The 15,508-nt window shown below is 73.2% G+C and carries 18 protein-coding genes and 1 pseudogene; 6 read left to right on the forward strand and 13 right to left on the reverse strand.

What is annotated here, in order from left to right:
• Window positions 1-7 precede the first annotated feature (7 nt).
• The 4 genes from ACI79U_RS06390 to ACI79U_RS06405 form a co-directional block, all read right to left on the reverse strand.
• Entirely contained in the window at window positions 8-973 is a 966-nt protein-coding gene (locus ACI79U_RS06390; protein ID WP_457065954.1) for an ABC transporter permease, read from the reverse strand.
• A gap of 32 nt (window positions 974-1,005) precedes the next feature.
• Window positions 1,006-1,995, reverse strand: coding sequence for an ABC transporter permease (locus tag ACI79U_RS06395; RefSeq protein WP_457065952.1), 990 nt, complete (start codon window positions 1,993-1,995; stop codon window positions 1,006-1,008).
• A 258-nt stretch (window positions 1,996-2,253) separates the two neighbouring features.
• Window positions 2,254-3,978 (reverse strand): ABC transporter family substrate-binding protein, encoded by a 1,725-nt coding sequence (locus ACI79U_RS06400; RefSeq protein WP_457065950.1) that lies wholly within the window; start codon window positions 3,976-3,978, stop codon window positions 2,254-2,256.
• 486 nt (window positions 3,979-4,464) lie between these two features.
• On the reverse strand, window positions 4,465-5,229 hold the full coding sequence (locus ACI79U_RS06405) for an NUDIX domain-containing protein (protein ID WP_457065948.1): 765 nt from the start codon (window positions 5,227-5,229) through the stop codon (window positions 4,465-4,467).
• 27 nt (window positions 5,230-5,256) lie between these two features.
• Here ACI79U_RS06405 and ACI79U_RS06410 point away from each other — a divergent pair, with 27 nt between their 5' ends.
• The 5 genes from ACI79U_RS06410 (at window position 5,257) to ACI79U_RS06430 (ending at window position 8,975) form a co-directional block, all read left to right on the forward strand.
• Window positions 5,257-5,739, forward strand: coding sequence for an RrF2 family transcriptional regulator (locus ACI79U_RS06410; protein ID WP_457065946.1), 483 nt, complete (start codon window positions 5,257-5,259; stop codon window positions 5,737-5,739).
• 214 nt (window positions 5,740-5,953) lie between these two features.
• Complete coding sequence (locus ACI79U_RS06415; protein ID WP_457065944.1) at window positions 5,954-7,633, forward strand: nitrite/sulfite reductase; 1,680 nt, start codon at window positions 5,954-5,956, stop codon at window positions 7,631-7,633.
• A 1-nt stretch (window position 7,634) separates the two neighbouring features.
• Window positions 7,635-7,808, forward strand: coding sequence for a hypothetical protein (locus ACI79U_RS06420; protein ID WP_457065942.1), 174 nt, complete (start codon window positions 7,635-7,637; stop codon window positions 7,806-7,808).
• Window positions 7,805-8,518 carry a phosphoadenylyl-sulfate reductase gene (locus ACI79U_RS06425; RefSeq protein WP_457065940.1) on the forward strand — a complete coding sequence of 238 codons (714 nt, stop codon included), beginning with the start codon at window positions 7,805-7,807 and terminating at the stop codon, window positions 8,516-8,518. Before ACI79U_RS06420 ends, ACI79U_RS06425 begins: the two co-directional genes overlap by 4 nt.
• 85 nt (window positions 8,519-8,603) lie before the next feature.
• Window positions 8,604-8,975: a 4a-hydroxytetrahydrobiopterin dehydratase gene (locus ACI79U_RS06430; RefSeq protein ID WP_457065938.1), complete on the forward strand. Its 372-nt coding sequence runs from the start codon at window positions 8,604-8,606 to the stop codon at window positions 8,973-8,975.
• On the opposite strand, the gene ACI79U_RS06435 is transcribed toward ACI79U_RS06430, so the two are convergent.
• The 4 genes from ACI79U_RS06435 to ACI79U_RS06450 form a co-directional block, all read right to left on the reverse strand.
• Window positions 8,954-9,337: a VOC family protein gene (locus ACI79U_RS06435; protein ID WP_457065936.1), complete on the reverse strand. Its 384-nt coding sequence runs from the start codon at window positions 9,335-9,337 to the stop codon at window positions 8,954-8,956. The two genes, ACI79U_RS06430 and ACI79U_RS06435, sit on opposite strands and share 22 nt — an antisense overlap.
• A 39-nt stretch (window positions 9,338-9,376) precedes the next feature.
• A complete protein-coding gene (locus ACI79U_RS06440; RefSeq protein ID WP_457065934.1) occupies window positions 9,377-9,913 on the reverse strand; it encodes an RDD family protein in 537 nt (178 codons plus the stop codon).
• Window positions 9,914-10,006: 93 nt separating this feature from the next.
• Window positions 10,007-10,402, reverse strand: coding sequence for a DUF3037 domain-containing protein (locus ACI79U_RS06445; RefSeq protein ID WP_457065932.1), 396 nt, complete (start codon window positions 10,400-10,402; stop codon window positions 10,007-10,009).
• Window positions 10,399-11,256 carry a HipA family kinase gene (locus ACI79U_RS06450; RefSeq protein ID WP_457065930.1) on the reverse strand — a complete coding sequence of 286 codons (858 nt, stop codon included), beginning with the start codon at window positions 11,254-11,256 and terminating at the stop codon, window positions 10,399-10,401. Before ACI79U_RS06450 ends, ACI79U_RS06445 begins: the two co-directional genes overlap by 4 nt.
• 53 nt (window positions 11,257-11,309) lie before the next feature.
• On the opposite strand from ACI79U_RS06450, the gene ACI79U_RS06455 reads away from it, so the two are divergent.
• The gene (locus ACI79U_RS06455) at window positions 11,310-11,855 is read left to right on the forward strand and encodes a DUF1990 family protein (protein ID WP_457065928.1); all 546 of its coding nucleotides are present in this window, start codon (window positions 11,310-11,312) and stop codon (window positions 11,853-11,855) included.
• 4 nt (window positions 11,856-11,859) lie between these two features.
• Here ACI79U_RS06455 and ACI79U_RS06460 read toward each other — a convergent pair whose 3' ends face one another.
• From ACI79U_RS06460 to ACI79U_RS06480, 5 genes and pseudogenes are all read right to left on the reverse strand, one after another.
• Window positions 11,860-12,681, reverse strand: coding sequence for a formate/nitrite transporter family protein (locus ACI79U_RS06460; RefSeq protein WP_457065926.1), 822 nt, complete (start codon window positions 12,679-12,681; stop codon window positions 11,860-11,862).
• Between the two features lie 87 nt (window positions 12,682-12,768).
• The gene (locus ACI79U_RS06465; protein WP_457065924.1) at window positions 12,769-13,473 is read right to left on the reverse strand and encodes a hypothetical protein; all 705 of its coding nucleotides are present in this window, start codon (window positions 13,471-13,473) and stop codon (window positions 12,769-12,771) included.
• A gap of 19 nt (window positions 13,474-13,492) precedes the next feature.
• Window positions 13,493-14,002, reverse strand: coding sequence for an AAA family ATPase (locus ACI79U_RS06470; RefSeq protein ID WP_457066261.1), 510 nt, complete (start codon window positions 14,000-14,002; stop codon window positions 13,493-13,495).
• Window positions 13,988-14,396: pseudogene (locus ACI79U_RS06475) on the reverse strand (ATP-binding cassette domain-containing protein); the annotation flags it as partial. The pseudogene ACI79U_RS06475 and the gene ACI79U_RS06470, both read right to left, overlap by 15 nt.
• Window positions 14,397-14,474: 78 nt before the next feature.
• A complete protein-coding gene (locus ACI79U_RS06480) occupies window positions 14,475-15,488 on the reverse strand; it encodes an iron-siderophore ABC transporter substrate-binding protein (RefSeq protein WP_457065922.1) in 1,014 nt (337 codons plus the stop codon).
• Between the last annotated feature and the right edge of the window lie 20 nt (window positions 15,489-15,508).

Genomic DNA, 15,508 nt, shown 5'->3' on the forward strand with positions numbered 1-15,508 from the left:
AGGACTGTCAGGCCCGCACGCGGCGGTTGCTCGGGTCGAAGGCGTCGCGGATGCCGTCGCCGATCAGGTTGATCGACAGCACGATCAGCAGCAGCGTGATGCCCGGGAAGTAGAAGAGCCACGGCCGGGTGGAGGCGGCCTGGACCCCGTCGGAGACCAGCCGGCCCAGCGACGTCTGGTTGGCCCCGTTCACCCCGAAGCCCAGGTAGGTCAGCGACGCCTCGAGGATGATCGCGGTGGCCGCGGCCAGCGTCGTCCAGACGATCAGCGAGCCCAGCGCGTTGGGGATCAGGTGCTTGAAGATGATCCGCTTGCTCGAGGCGCCCATCGCGTGCGCGGCCTCGACGTACTCCTTCTCGCGGAGCGAGAGGAACTGGCTGCGCACGATCCGGGCCAGGTCCAGCCAGCCGAACAGGCCCAGGATGATGCCGACCCCCAGCGGCGTGCGGGAGCCGGGGAAGTTGCTGGCGACGACGATCAGCACCACCAGCAGCGGCACGGTGAGGATCAGGTCGACGAAGCGCATGAGCAGGCTGTCGACCCACTGGCCGAAGTAGCCGGCCAGCGCGCCGACCAGCAGGCCGATCGGCAGGGCGATCGCGACGAAGAGCAGCACGATGAACATCGACCGCTGCACGCCCTGCATCAGCCCGGCGAGCAGGTCACGGCCGATCTCGTCGCTGCCGAGGGCATAGCCGGCGGTACCGGGAGGCACCGACTGCGCGTTGACGTTCTGGCTCGCGTAGTCGACGCCCTGGACGAAGGGACCGAGGAAGCCGAAGACCAGCATCACCAGGAAGATGACCAGCCCGGTCATCCCGACCTTGTTGCGCAGGAACCGGCGGGCGATCTGCTGTCGCTGGCTGCGCGCCTTGACCCCGAACTCGCCGTCGACCCCGCCGCCGGTCGGCGTGCCCGGCTCGGCCGGCAGCGCACTCCCCGCGGTGGCGGTGGTGGCCTGGGTTGTGGCCATCTCGTTCTTCTCTCTCTCGTGCCGCGGCGCGGTCAGCTGAGCCGGATCCGCGGGTCGAGCACCGCGTAGAGGATGTCGGCGATCAGGTTGAACACGACGACGAAGAACGCGCTGACCAGCAGCCAGCCGAGCACCACGTTGAGGTCGTTCGCACGGATGCCGTTCTCCAGCAGGAAGCGGCCCATGCCGTTCCAGACGAAGACCTGCTCGGTGATGACCGCCCCGCCCAGCAGGGTGCCGACGCCGAGAGCGACCACGGTGGTGAGCGGGATCAGCGCGTTCCGCAGCCCGTGCTTGACCACCGTGCGGCGGTAGGTGAGCCCCTTGGCCCGGGCCAGCCGCATGTAGTCGCTGCCCAGCACGTCGAGCATCGCCGATCGCTGGAAGCGGCTCCAGGCGGCGAAGGACAGCAGCGCCAGGCTGACCGTCGGCAGCACCAGGTGGCCGAGCCGGTCGGCCCAGATCTCCCCGCTGGTCGCGTAGAGCCGCAGGCCCGGTGTCTCCTCGCCGATCGTGTACAGCACCTGACGGCCGAACAGGTCGTTGACCCCGCCGGCCACGTACTCCTTCAGCAGCGCGGCGAACCAGAAGGTGGGCAGCGCGATGAGCAGGTAGGCCAGGAAGGTGAAGGTGTAGTCCGAGGGCTTGTACTGCCGGACGGCGCCGATGACGCCGACCACGATCGCCAGCAGCACCGCGATGACCATGGCCAGGATGAGCATCCGGCCGGTGACCCCGATCCGGGTGAGCAGCTGCGGCCCGACCGGGGTGCCGTTGATCGTCTCGCCGAAGTCGCCGCTGAGCACCCCGGACAGCCAGCTCCAGTAGCGCACGAAGAACGGGTCGTTCAGCCCGAGGGACTCGGCGACGTTGTCCAGGTACTCCTGCGTGGGCGGCGGCTGGATCTGCCGGAACCGCGCCAGCGGGTCGAAGCTCGCCGCGCAGAGCGCGAAGACGAGGAGCGAGCTGGCCAGCAGGACCAGCACGGATGCGATCAACCGTCGCACCACGAAGAAGAACATCAGTGCACCTTACGCCGGGAGCGGACGTCCTCCGGTAGGCAGGACGGACGCTCGGACGGTCTGCGGTCGGACACCTTTCCGGCGCGACGCCGTCCAGGGCAACCACCCGGGAACCGCGCCGTCATGCCGACGTCACACAGGCTCCGGGCACACCGCAGCCCCCGGTCGTTCCACCGGGGGCTGCGGGTCGTGCGGGGGTGGCCGACGGTGCCGGCCGGGGTGGCCGGCGCCACTGAGGTCAGGGGCGCCGGCCGGCGATCACTGGGCCAGGGCCCACTGCTCGGAGTTCCAGAGCGGACCGGCCTGGCTCGAGTTGTCCTCCACGTTCTCGATGTTGGACTGGTGAGCGATGAAGGTCGGCTTCTGGAACAGCGGCAGGGTCGCCATCTGCTCCCACAGCGCCTGGTCGACCTGGTTGGCCAGCTCGGCGGCGGCCTCCGGGTCGGGCTCGGACACCATCTGCGCCAGCAGCTGGTCGATCTCCTCGGTGCCGGTCCGGGAGTAGTTCTGGCCCAGACCGTTGGCCGGCGAGTAGTAGATCGACTGGTTGGACGCGACGAACGGCGTCGAGACCCAGGCGAACAGCGCGGCCTGGAAACCACCGGCGACGAGGCTGGTGGGCTTGTCGACGTCGGCGAAGATGTCCGGGTTCGCGTTGAAGGTGCCGGCGATGCCGGCCTCCTCCAGCTGCGGGATCATGACCTCGATCGTGGTCTGCCGCAGCGGGTTGTTCGTCGTGGTGTCGATCTGGATCTCCAGCCGCCCGCGCTCCGGGTGGGTGTAGATGCCGTCCGGACCCTCGGTGTAGCCCGACTGCTCGAGGAGCTGGCGAGCCTGCTCCGGGTTGGCGCCCTTGTACTCCTCGGGCGCGTTGTCCTGGTACTGCGGCTGGTTGTTCACGTACAGCCGGTTGTTCAGCACCTGGGCGTCGGAGGAGAACTGCCCGACGGTCTGGGCCACGATCTCCTCGCGGTCCAGCGCCATGGCGAACGCCTTGCGGACGTTCGGGTCGGCCAGGTGGACGTCGGAGGTGTTGAAGTCCACGTGCTCGAACGACAGACCGAAGGTGATCTCGCTGGTCACGTTCGGCTCGAGGTTCTCGACCTGGTTGACCAGGTCCAGCTGCGGCTGCGGGTAGATGACCCCGAGCTCCTGGTTCTGCAGACCCTGCACGGCGGTCGTCGGGTCGTTGCCGATGTTCTGGATGACCAGCTGGTCCAGCTCCGGGCCGTCGCCCCACCACTCCGGGTTGGGGGTCAGCACGACGACCTGGTTGCCCACGTCGATGTTGCTGGCCTTGACCTGCCACGGGCCACCGGAGACGTCCTCGGGCAGCCCCTCGGAGATCGGCCAGCCCTCGCTGGTGGTGGCGCAGCGCTCGGCGTCGTCCTCGCTGTCCATCAGGTGGGCCGGGAGGAGCCCGTCACCGAAGACCGACTGCCAGTCCGCGTACGGCTCGGCGTAGGTGACGGTGACGGTCTTGCCCTCGTCGGAGCCCTCGACGGACTCGATGTTGGCGAAGCCGTTGGTCGACAGCACGGTCTCGCAGCCGCCGTCGGCCGGGTCCGCGCTGCGGTTGGCCTCCCAGGTGAAGGCGAAGTCGTCGGCGGTGATCGGGGTGCCGTCGCTCCAGACCGCCTCGTCGCGGATGGTGTAGACGTTCACCTGCTGGCCGCTGCTCTGGTCGAGCGTCGGCTCCTCGGTGAGCAGGTTCTCGTCCCACTCGACGTTGAAGTCGGCGTCGACGTTGAACGGCGCGGGCAGGACCCGGCCCATGATCGTCTGCACCGAGGTCGCGTTGCCGGCGGAGATGTACCGGTAGAGGTTCTCCGGGAAGTCGGTGGACTCGCCGTAGACGACGCGACCGCCCGAGGCGTCGCCGCCGCCCTCGCCGCTCTCACTGCCGCCGCCGCACGCGGACAGCACCATCGAGCCGGTGACCCCGGCAGCGATGAGCATCGCGCTGCGCTTGCTCAACTTCACGTTCGATTTCCTCCTCGACCCGCGACGGGCACGGGCGGCGGTCGGGTGCCGGGACCTGCCGGTGACGGCGAGATGGCCGGTCGGTGACGAGTTCGTACGCATCTGGCAGACACCCGGTCGTGCAGAGCGGACGGGAAGGACAGTAAGCAGCCCCGAAGAGGCCGTCCACGGCCGTCATCAACTTGTGACCTGTGCTCAGGATCGCAGGGCAGCGGCAGAAGCATCGGCGGAACGACCCGGTCACCGACCCTCGTATTTCCGCACCCGGGCGCGCCGGAACGGACGATCTTCCGTGTGCGCCGGGACACACCCGGAGAGACCGTTCCCACGTCGCGTCAGCGGGTCTTCCACGGGGCGTGACACCCCACGATCGGCCCGCGGGGACCGTCTCCCCGGGGCGCGCGGGCGGACGGCGCGGCGCGGGCGGCGCGGCGCGGGCGGCGCGGGCGGACGGGACGCCACCGCCCGCCGACGAGGCCGGTACCGCTAGAGGCGGGCGAGCAGCGCCTGCACGGCCGGGAGGAGCGGGCGGTCGGCCGGGATCCAGTCGAGCTCCTCGAGCTCGTCGCCGGCCACCCAGCGCAGCTCGGTGTGCTCGTGGGCGACCAGTTCGCCGCCGGTCACCCGGCCCCACCACACCCGCAGCGTCGACGCCCCCGGCGCGCCGCCGGCGACGACGCCGTCCAGCGGCACCTCACCCAGGAACGACTGCGGGGCGACCAGGACGCCGAGCTCCTCGCGGCACTCGCGCACCAGCGCGTCCAGGTCGGGCTCCCCCGGCTCGACCTTGCCCCCGGGGAACTCCCACAGCCCGGCCAGCAGCCCCGAACCGCGCTGCGCGACGAGCACCCGCCGGCGGTCGTCGACCAGGGCCGCGCCGACCACCTGGGTCACCTCCAGGGCGCGCTCCGCGGCCGCGGCGGCGTAGGCGTCCAGATGTGCCTGCATCGCGCGCACGACCCGGCTGCGCAGCAGTGTCTGGTCGACCAGCCCCCCGAGGGCGCCGGGCAGGGTGCTCTCCCAGTCGACCTGCTCCTCGACCAGGGTGCCGGCGCCGGTGGCCGAGAAGTGCCGGGTGTGCACCAGCCGGCGCAGGCCGCGGCCGGGCTCCGCCTCGTAGACGTCGGACCACGGCCGGTCGGAGACGACCTCCCGCAACGGCCGCGACCACGGCCGGCCGAGGGACCGCGCCACGTCGAACGCCACGGTGAGCGGCGCCTCCACCAACGTGGTGAACCTCAGCTGGAACACGCGGGTCAGCCAACCAGACACGGCAGTATGGGCGCCGTGCGCATCTCAGCCCGGGTCGACTACGCGGTGCGGGCCGCCGTCGAGCTGGCCTCGGTGGCGCCGGAGTCGCTGACGTCGGACCGGATCGCCCAGGCCCAGGGGATACCCGCCCGCTTCCTGCAGGCGATCCTCGGCGACCTGCAGCACGCCCGGCTGGTCACCAGCCAGCGCGGCCGGGAGGGCGGCTACCGCCTGGCCCTACCGCCGTCGGAGGTCTCCATCGCCCGGGTCATGCGGGTCGAGCAGGGCTTCCTCGCGGAGGTGCACGGCCAGCGACCGGAGGACGTCGAGTACCCGGGGCCCGCCGCCCCGCTGGCCAACGTGTGGGTCGCCGCCCGGGAGGCCTACCGCCGCGTCCTGGAGAACGTGACCCTGGCCGACGTGGTCGCCGGCACCATGCCGCCGCAGGTCGCCGAGCTCATCGAACTGGAGGGCGCCTGGCGCTCCTTCGGCGTCCCCGCGGCCGACTGAGCGCCGCCGGCGGGTCGGTGTGGCACCATCGAGCTGTGACGGACTGCGGCGCCCTGCTCGTGGCGCGCCTGCACGTCGACCTGGCGCGGGTCTCCAGCGCCGCGTGTCGCGCCGCGCGCTGACCCCGGCCCCGCTCCCCCGCAGCCTGCCTGCTGCACCCACACCCGGCCGCGTCGCGCACGCTCCCGTGCCGGCGCAGAGGAGAACGACTGACGTGTCGACCCCCACCCGCAGCAGCAACCGCCCCGTCCGCGGACAGGGGCAGTGGGCGCTGGGCTACCGCGAGCCGCTGAACCCGAACGAGCGGATGAAGAAGGACTCCGACGGGCTGGACGTCCGCCAGCGGATCCTGGACATCTACGCGCACACCGGCTTCGGCGGCATCGACCCCGGCGACCTGCGCGGCCGGATGCGCTGGATGGGGCTCTACACCCAGCGGGCGCAGGGAATCCCCGGCGGCAAGACCGCCGTGCTGGAGCCCGAGGAGCTCGAGGACGAGTACTTCATGATGCGGGTGCGCATCGACGGCGGGCAGCTGAGCACCGAGCAGCTCCGCGTCATCGGCGGCATCAGCACCGAGTTCGGCCGGGACGTCGCCGACGTCACCGACCGGCAGAACGTGCAGCTGCACTGGATCCGGATCGAGGACGTCCCGGAGATCTGGCGGCGGCTGGAGTCGATCGGGCTCTCCACCACCGAGGCCTGCGGCGACGTCCCCCGCGTCATGCTGAACTGCCCGCTGGCCGGCGTGCTCGAGGACGAGGTCCTGGACGCCTCCGAGGTGCTGGCCGAGACCGTGGCGAAGTACCTGGGCGACCCGGCGTTCAGCAACCTGCCGCGCAAGTGGAAGACGTCGATGTCCGGCTGCGTCGACCACTGCACCGAGCCGGAGATCGACGACGTCTCTTTCGTCGGCGTGGTGAACGAGGCCGGCGAGGCCGGCTACGACCTGTGGGTCGGCGGCGGACTGTCGACCAACCCGATGTTCGCCAAGCGGATCGGCGTCTTCGTCCGCCCCGACCAGGTGACCGACGTCTGGGCCGGGTGCACCTCGATCTTCCGGGACTACGGCTACCGCCGGTCGCGCAACCACGCCCGGATCAAGTTCCTGATGGCCGACTGGGGCCCGGAGAAGTTCCGCCAGGTGCTGCAGGACGAGTACCTGCACGAGCAGCTGCCCGACGGCCCGGCCCCGGCGCCGGCGAAGCACGACCAGCGCGACCACGTCGGGGTCAGCAAGCAGAAGGACGGCGGCAACGCGCTGGGCTTCGCACTGCGCACCGGCCGGGTCAGCGGCACGCTGCTCACCCGGATCGCCGACCTCGCCGAGGAGTACGGCACCCAGGGCGGGCGGATCCGGACGACCACCCAGCAGAAGCTGGTCATCCTCGACGTCCCCGACGAGCGGGTCGAGGACCTGGTGTCCGCGCTGGCCGAGCACGACCTGCTGGTGCGCCCCAGCGCCTTCCGCCGCGGCACCATGGCCTGCACCGGCCTGGAGTTCTGCAAGCTGGCGATCGTCGAGACCAAGCAGCACGCCCAGGAGCTGTACGCCGAGCTCGAACGACGGCTGCCGGAGTTCGACGAGCCCATCGGGATCAACGTCAACGGGTGCCCGAACAGCTGCGCCCGCTTCCAGACCGCCGACATCGGCTTCAAGGGGATGATCGTCCGCAACTCCGAGGGCGAGAGCGTCGAGGGCTTCCAGGTCCACCTCGGCGGCCACCTCGGGGTCGAGGCCTCCTTCGGGCGCAAGTTCCGCGGCCACAAGATCACCAAGGAGGAGACCGCGGACTACTGCGAGCGGGTCCTCCGCGGCTACCTCGAGCGCCGCGAGCCGAACGAGCGGTTCGCCGCCTATGTCTCGCGCGCAGAGGAAGAGTGGCTGGTCTGAGGTGACCGAGCCGACCGAGCCGGCGCGGCCGGGAAGGACTCGTCAGCTGCCGGTGTTCCACTGCCCGTACTGCGGCGACGAGGACCTCGTCCCGGAGGGTGAGGGCTGGCACTGCACCGCGTGCCTGCGCACCTTCACCGTGCACCTGACCGGAACTGGGGTGAACCGACCGTGACCACCGCCGTCGTCCAGCCGACACCGGAGCTGGCCGCTGAGGCCGACGCACGCTTCGAGGGCATCGCCGACCCGATCGAGCAGGCCCTCGCCGTGCTCACCTGGGCCGGGGAGACCTTCGGCGACGGGTTCGCGATCACCTCGAGCATGGCCGACGGGCTGCTGGCGCACCTGGCCAGCCGCGCCGTCCCCGGGGTGAACGTCGTGTTCCTCGACACCGGCTACCACTTCGCCGAGACCATCGGCACCCGTGACTGGATCACCGGCGTACTGCCGATCACGCTGCACAACGTGCAGCCGCTGCAGTCGGTGGCCGAACAGGACGCCGCCCACGGCCCGAAGCTCTACGAGCGCGACCCCGACCTGTGCTGCTCGCTGCGCAAGGTGCAGCCACTGGCGCAGGCGCTGGCCGGCTTCGTCGCCTGGGGCTCGGGCGTGCGCCGCGACGAGGCGGTCACCCGGGGGGGCACCAAGGTCGTCGACTGGGACGCCAAGCGCGGCATGGTCAAGGTCAACCCGCTGGCGGCCTGGACGCAGGAGCACGTCGACGCCTACATCGCCGAGCACCAGGTGCCGGTGAACCCGCTGCAGGAGATCGGTTACGCCTCCATCGGCTGCGCGCCGTGCACCCGCCCCGTCGCCCCCGGCGAGGACCCGCGCGCGGGCCGCTGGGCCGGCAAGAACAAGGTGGAGTGCGGCCTGCACGCCTGAACGAGGACCGCGTTCCACCCCACGACACGCTCCGCGAGCCGCGGACCCCTGGAACGAGGCCGTTCCAGCACCTCACAATCAGGTCATGGCCCGACGCACCGCACTGACGCCCGACCAGCTCTCCGCCGCTCTCGCCGAGCTGCCCGAGTGGTCCGGGGACACCACCGGCATCGAGCGGACGGTGCAGGGGATCGACTTCGCCGACGCGGCCGAGGTGCTGGCCGATCTGGCCGTGGTCGCCGACGAGCTGGACCACCACCCCGACGTCGACGTCCGCTGGCGCACGCTGCGCGTCTTCCTGACGACGCACTCCGCCGGGGGTGTGACGGAGCTGGACGTCGAGTACGCCCGCCGCACCGACGAGGCGCTGGCCCCCTTCACCGACACCGACCCGGAGCTCGCCGCGCAGGTCGACACCCTGCTGGCCCGGGATCGTCAGCCGGGCAGCGGCGCGTAGAGGTCGACCCGGTACCCGTCGGGGTCGGCGACGGTGGCGTACCGCTGGCCCCACGGGGCGTCCCACGGCGCGGCCAGCACCGCGTGCCCGGCCGCGGCCACCCGACCGACCACCTCGTCGACCTGGGCGGGCGCGGCGCAGCCGATCGCGAACGCCGAGCCGGTGCCCGGCCGGGGGGCCTCCCCCAGCAGCTCGGTCAGCATCGCGACCGTGTCGATCATGAGGCGGGCGCCGGCACCCGGCTCGGCCTCCACGTGGTCCTCGTCGTCGCCGGACGGCGGGAAGCGGAAGCCGAGCAGCTCGTAGAAGGCGACGGCCCGGCGCAGGTCGGTGGCGGCGACGCCCACCGCGGTGATCTCCATGCGCACGGCCTACCAGCGGGCTCCGACAGGACCGCGAGCTCAGCCGCGGACCACCCGGGTGCCGCCGACCAGGTCGTGCAGGGCGCGGTGCGCCGGGTCCCGCCAGGCGATCGCGATGCTGACCGCCGGGATCAGCAGCGACAGCGCGTACGTGGTCGCCACGGTGACCGGCGCGTCCACCTCGGCGATGATCCGGGCCACGGCCACGTGTGCCAGCTGCCAGGGCAGCAGCTTGACGGCGTTGCGGACGGCGATCCGGCCGCCACCGGCCCGCCGACCGTCCCCGGCGACCACCGCGAGCCCGGTCCGCCGCTTGCCCCAGGTGCCGCGGCGGGGACCGGCCTCGGTGACGGTGAGGTAGGCCCACACCGGCAGCACGGAGAAGCCGAACGCGACCGCGTCGGCGGCCACCGGCGGGATCGGCCCGGGGTCGGGGAGCAGCGACCGCGCCCCGAGGCCGAGGACGGTGAGCACGGCCAGCCAGCCGACGATGACCAGGTAGTCCCAGCCCGAGGCCCGCCATCGGGCGCCACCGGGGGCGGCGACGAGGGCGGTGGCGCGGGCGGTGGCGACCATCGCGTCACCGTAGGGCGGCCGAGTGTCCCGGTGCGGTCGTCGACACGCGCCGACACACCGTCGTGGGGGACCCCGGCCGACCGGTCGCGGTCGTCAGCTCTCGACGGGGAGCACCAGCAGCCGGAGCAGGCGGTCGGCCTCGGCGTCCGGGTCGGTGGTCAGCCCGGTGTGCACCGGGCCCGGCTGGACGACGGTGCTCCGCGGCGCGGTGAGCCAGCGGAACCGCGACCCCAGCACCTCCCGGCCGGCCGCCCCCACGGTGGGCTCGGCGGCGCACACGTCGGCGGCCGCCTGCAGCGCGGCGCCGACCGCAGCCGGGTCGGCGGTCGGGTCGAGCGCGCGCAGCCGGTCGACGTCCAGGTGCAGCCGGGCGCCCAGGTAGTCCCGCTGCCGGCAGTAGACCAGCACCCCGGCGTTGAGGCACTCCCCCCGCTCGACGCGCGGCACGACCCGCAGCACGGCGTACTCGAACGTCTCCCGTCCGGTCACCGCTGCGTCACCCCCTCGGGCGGCGGCGGACCGAGCCAGGACGGCCGGTTCTGCCCGCGGGGCGCCGAACGCCGTCCGGCCCCGCCGGCCCGGGCGACGGCGACCAGGCCGGGCAGCCAGGCGTCGCGGGCGGCCAGGCGGGCCAGCAGCTGGTCGACGTAGCGGGCGCGCACCGCGGCGGGTTCGTCGTCGGGTCCGGGGCCCTCCAGCCAGGCGTCGGGCACCAGCGCGAGCACCTCGGTCAGCAGCTCCCGGGTGACCCGCGGGGTCAGCGCCGCATCGGCGGCCGGCACGTCGGGCTCGCACTCGACCAGCGCGTGCTGGACGGCGTCGTAGGGGCGGGCGACAGCGGCGGCGGCCCCGGCCCAGTTGTGGTGGAAGGTGAGCGAGGCGCCGTGGTCGATCAGGTGCAGCCGGCCGTGCCAGAAGAGCATGTTCGGGTTGCGCCAGGACCGGTCGACGTTGCCGATCAGCGCGTCGAACCAGAGCACCCGCCCGGCGAGCTCCGGCGTCACCTGGGCCGCCCCGGCCTCGAAGTCCAGCGCCCCGGGCAGGTAGTCCATGCCGAGGTTCACCCCGGCCGAGTTCCGCAGCAGCTCCTGCACCTCGAAGTCCGGCTCGCCCACCGCCAGCTCCGGGGCGACGTCGACGGTGGCCAGCGCCGGCACCGGCAGCGACAGCCGGCGGGCCAGCTCACCGCAGACCACCTCGGCGGCGAGCACCTTCACGCCCTGCCCGGCCGCGCGCCACTTGACCACGTAGGTGCCCAGGTCGTCGGCCTCCATCAGGCCGGGCAGCGAGCCACCCTCGCGCAACGGGGTGACGTAGCGGGTGGCGGTGACGGCGGGCAGCACAGTGCGCACAACCTACCGCCCCCGCGCCCCGAGCCGCCGGGCACACTGGCCGGGTGGGAATCCTGCGCCGCACGACGCTCGCCCAGCTGACCGACGCCCCGTTCACCTACCCCGAGGTGGGCGCCACCCGGGACGCCGAGCTGCCGGCCGGCTACGACCACGTGGACCGCCGGGCCCGGATCGGCTCGGGTCCGCTGGAGTTCGACCGCGCCGCCGCGGCGGTGTTCCGCTGGGCCGCCCAGCGCGGCGCCGGCCTGCGGATCCAGGCCAGCGGCCCGGCCAGCACGCCGGGCACCGTCGTCCTGATGACCGCCGGGCTGCGCCGGCTGGGGCTGGACATCCCCTGCCGCGTCGTGTGGGTGGTCGACGAGCCGGACCGCCGCGGTTTCGGCTACGGCACGCTGCCCGGCCACCCGGAGAGCGGTGAGGAGAGCTTCGTCGTCACCCGGTCGCCCGACGGCGAGGTGCACTACGAGCTGCGCGCCTTCTCCCGGCCGGCCACCCCGCTCGCCCGCCTGGGCGCACCGGTCAGCAGCCGGGTGCAGTCCCTGGCGCTGGACCGCTACGTGACGGCGATGCGCCGAGCGGCGCGGGGCTGACCCCTCACCTGCCGGCCGCGGCCCGCTCCTCCTTGATCATGTCCTTGCTGCGGACCAGCCGGAGCAGGGTGACCACGAACAGGCCACCGGCCATGTTGAGCAGCGTGGTGTACCAGAACCAGGCCAGCCAGTCGCCGTAGCCGAACGGCGCCCCGGCGTGCAGCGCGGCGAAGATGATCAGCGAGTCCAGGATCGAGTGGAACAGCTGCAACCCGGCCAGCAGGAACCCGCCGGCCACCGCCGCGACGATCTTCGCCGGGTCGGACTCGGTGCCGTGCTGCATCCGGGTCATCAGGGTGATCGCGATGCCGGCCAGGAACGCCAACGACGCCGACTGCAGGTCCAGCGGCGCGTCGACGAAGTGGACGGCGCTCTCGATCGCAGTGGCCCGCAGGTCGGGGAAGGCCCGGACCACCAGCCACATGAACATCCACCCACCGAGCAGGTTGGTCAGCAGGGTGCCGCTCCACAGCTTGCCCAGCTGCCCGACACTGGCCCGGCCCGCGGCCACGGCGGTCACCGGGACGAGGAAGCCCTCGGTGAACAGCTCGCTGCGGGCCAGCATCAGGGCGATGAAGCCGACGGAGAAGGCCAGCCCGGCCAGCAGGTGGCTGCCGGTCTCGGCGTAGACGGCGAACAGCAGCAGGACGCCGGTGGCCACCTCCAGCCCGCCGGCGAACCCGGTGGTGACCACCTCCCGCCAGGTGCGGTGCAGGCGCTGGGCGCCGTCGCTGACGATGGCGTCGAACGCCTGCTGCAGTTCGTCCTCGGTGGGGCCCGGCGTCTCGCCGAGCTCCTCCCGTGCGTCCTCCTCGCGGATGCCCACGGTGTCCCTTCTCTGCCCTGACGGCCGGGCGGGGCACGCCGCGGTCCGGGCGCGCAGTACCCGCTGGCGAGCACCGCACACCCGATCTCACACGTCGCGGCGGACCAACAGCACCGCCGCCAGCAGCCATGCGCCGCCGGCCCAGGCGGCCGTGACGACCAGGCCCAGCTGCCAGCCGGGCCCGTCGACGAGGAACGGCACCCCACCGACCCGCAGCACCGGCAGCGCCCGCGCCAGCCACGCGGCGACGTCGCCGAACAGCGGGAGCACCAGGGGCAGGCCGAACACGAGACCGATGCCCGCCCCCACCCCGCCGGCCGTCGACCGCAGCGCGGCGCCCAGCCCGACCGCCAGCGCCGCGGTCAGCGCCGCGCCCACCACCTGCAGCACCAGCGCGCTGCCCACCCCGGGGGCGGGCAGCGGCACCCCGCCCGGCACGCCGGTCAGCGTCCGGGCGGCCAGCCAGCAGATCAGCGCCGACGCCGCGGTCAGCGCCCCGACGGCACCGGCGACGACGGCGGTCTTGCCGGCCAGCCACCGCACCCGGCGGGGCACCGCGGCCAGTGAGGCCAGCACCATGCCGGTGCTGAACTCCCCCGCGCCGACGACCACGCCCAGCACCACCACCACGAGCTGGGCGAAGCCGAAGCCGATCAGCGCGATCCCGACGGCGTCGCCCGCGACCTCGGCGGACGGCGTCGTCGCGGCCGCCAGCCAGCCGAACCCGCCCGCGAGCAGCGCGTACACCGCCGCCGCCCACCAGGTGGAGCGCAGCGAGGCGAGCTTGGTCACTCGCTGCGCAGCAGCCCGGTCACCGCCCGGCCGCCCGGTACTCGACGTCGGCCCCGGTGAGTGCGTAGTACGCCGCCTCGAGCGACGTCGTCGTCCGGGCCAGCTCGTGCACCGGGACGCCGACGGCGAAGGCGACGTCGCCGACCTGCTCGGGGGCCAGCCCGCGCACCGCCAGCGCACCGTCGGGGTCTGCCGAGACCCGGGCGCCGGCCCGCTGCAGCGCGCCGGCGAGCACCGCCCGCTGGGGCGTGGGCACCCGGACGACGGCGTCGGCGCCGAGCAGCTCGGCCATCGGCACGTCGGCGAGCAGCCGGCCGCGGCCCATCACCAGCAGGTGGTCGGCGGTGTCCTGCATCTCGCTCATCAGGTGGCTGGAGACCAGCACCGTGCGCCCCTCGGCGGCCAGGTCGCGCAGCAGTTCGCGGACCCAGCGGATGCCGTCGGGGTCCAGCCCGTTGACCGGCTCGTCGAGGATCAGCACCTCGGGGTCGCCCAGCAGGGCCACGGCGATGCCCAGCCGCTGGCCCATGCCCAGGGAGAACCCCGCGCACCCGCTCGTCGGCGACGTCGGCCAGCCCGACGAGCTCGACCACCTCGTCGACCCGGGCCCGGGGCAGCGCGTTGCTCTGCGCCAGGGCCAGCAGGTGCCGGAACGCCGTCCGCCCCGGGTGCCGGGCACGCGGGTCGACCAGCGCTCCGACGCTGCGCATCGGCTCGGCCAGCTCCGCGTACCGCACGCCCAGCACGGTGGCCGCACCCGTGGTGGGCCGGGTGAGCCCGAGCACGCAGCGCATCGTCGTGGTCTTGCCCGACCCGTTGGGCCCCAGGAAACCGGTGACCCGGCCGGGCTCGACCCGGGCGGTGAGGTCCTCGACCGCGGTGCGTGCCCGGTAGCGCTTGGTCAGCCCGGAGAGCTCGATCACCCGCCGCCCCTCCCCCGCGTCCGTCCGTCGGCGGTCACCCCAGCAGATCGGGGCGCCCGCCGACGGCGGACACGCGGGTCAGAGCGCCGGCACCTCGGTGGCCGGGTCGCCGTCGGTGGCGGCGTCCAGCGCCGGCACGACCTCGTCCAGCAGGTAGGGCAGCGACAACGGGCTGCCGAAGCCGAGCGCGGCGGCGACGTCACCGTCGTAGCTGCCCAGCAGCACGGTGCGGCCCTCGGTGACCACGTCGAGGCCGGCGAACAGCGGGTCGGCCGCCGCGTCCTCCGCGGTGTACCCGAGGACGGCGAGGACGTCGGTGTCGAGCAGGTCCAGGCGTTCCGGGCTGACGTCGGTGCTGGTCTCGGGGACGGCGAACCCGAGGTCGTCGAAGAACTGGGTGCGCAGGTCGTCGGTGCCCAGCGAGTAGTGCCCCGATCCGACACCGGTCAGGTCGACGGCGATCGACGTCCCGGCGAACCCGGGGTGGGCGCTCGTCGCCTCCGCGAACTGCGCCTCGACCTCGTCGACCAGCTGCTGCGCCTGGTCCGCGCGGCCCAGCGCCTCGCCGGTGAGCAGGGCCTGCTCCTGCCAGGGGGTGGCTCCGTCGGCGTACTCGTCGGTCTGCGCGAGGGTCGGCGCGATGCCGGACAGCTGGTCGTAGACCCCCTGGTCCATGAAGGAGTAGACGCCGACGATCAGGTCGGGGTCGAGCGCGGCGACGGCCTCGACGTCGATCTCCGTCCCGCCGATGGTCGGCAGCTCCGCCCCGTCGAGCTGCTCCTGCGCCCAGGGGCGGCTGGGGACGTCGTAGTCACCGAGCAGGTCACGGACGCCGACCGGGGTCACGCCCAGGGCCAGCACGAAGTCCTCGTCGTTGAAGCCGACGGTGACCACGCGCTCGGGCTCTGCCGGGATCTCGGTGGTGCCGAACTTGTTCTCGATGGTGACCGGGAAGGCGCCCGACGACGACGCCGCCGACCCGGCGGGGGCCGCGGTGCCCTCCTCGTCGGAGCCGCCGCAGGCGGCCAGCCCCAGGACGGCGGTGAAGCCGGCGACCAGGACGGCGGCGCGGCGGACGGGACGGCGGGACACGGGGGCTCCTCAAGATCAAC

The sequence above is a fragment of the Modestobacter sp. SYSU DS0904 genome, from assembly GCF_054051115.1.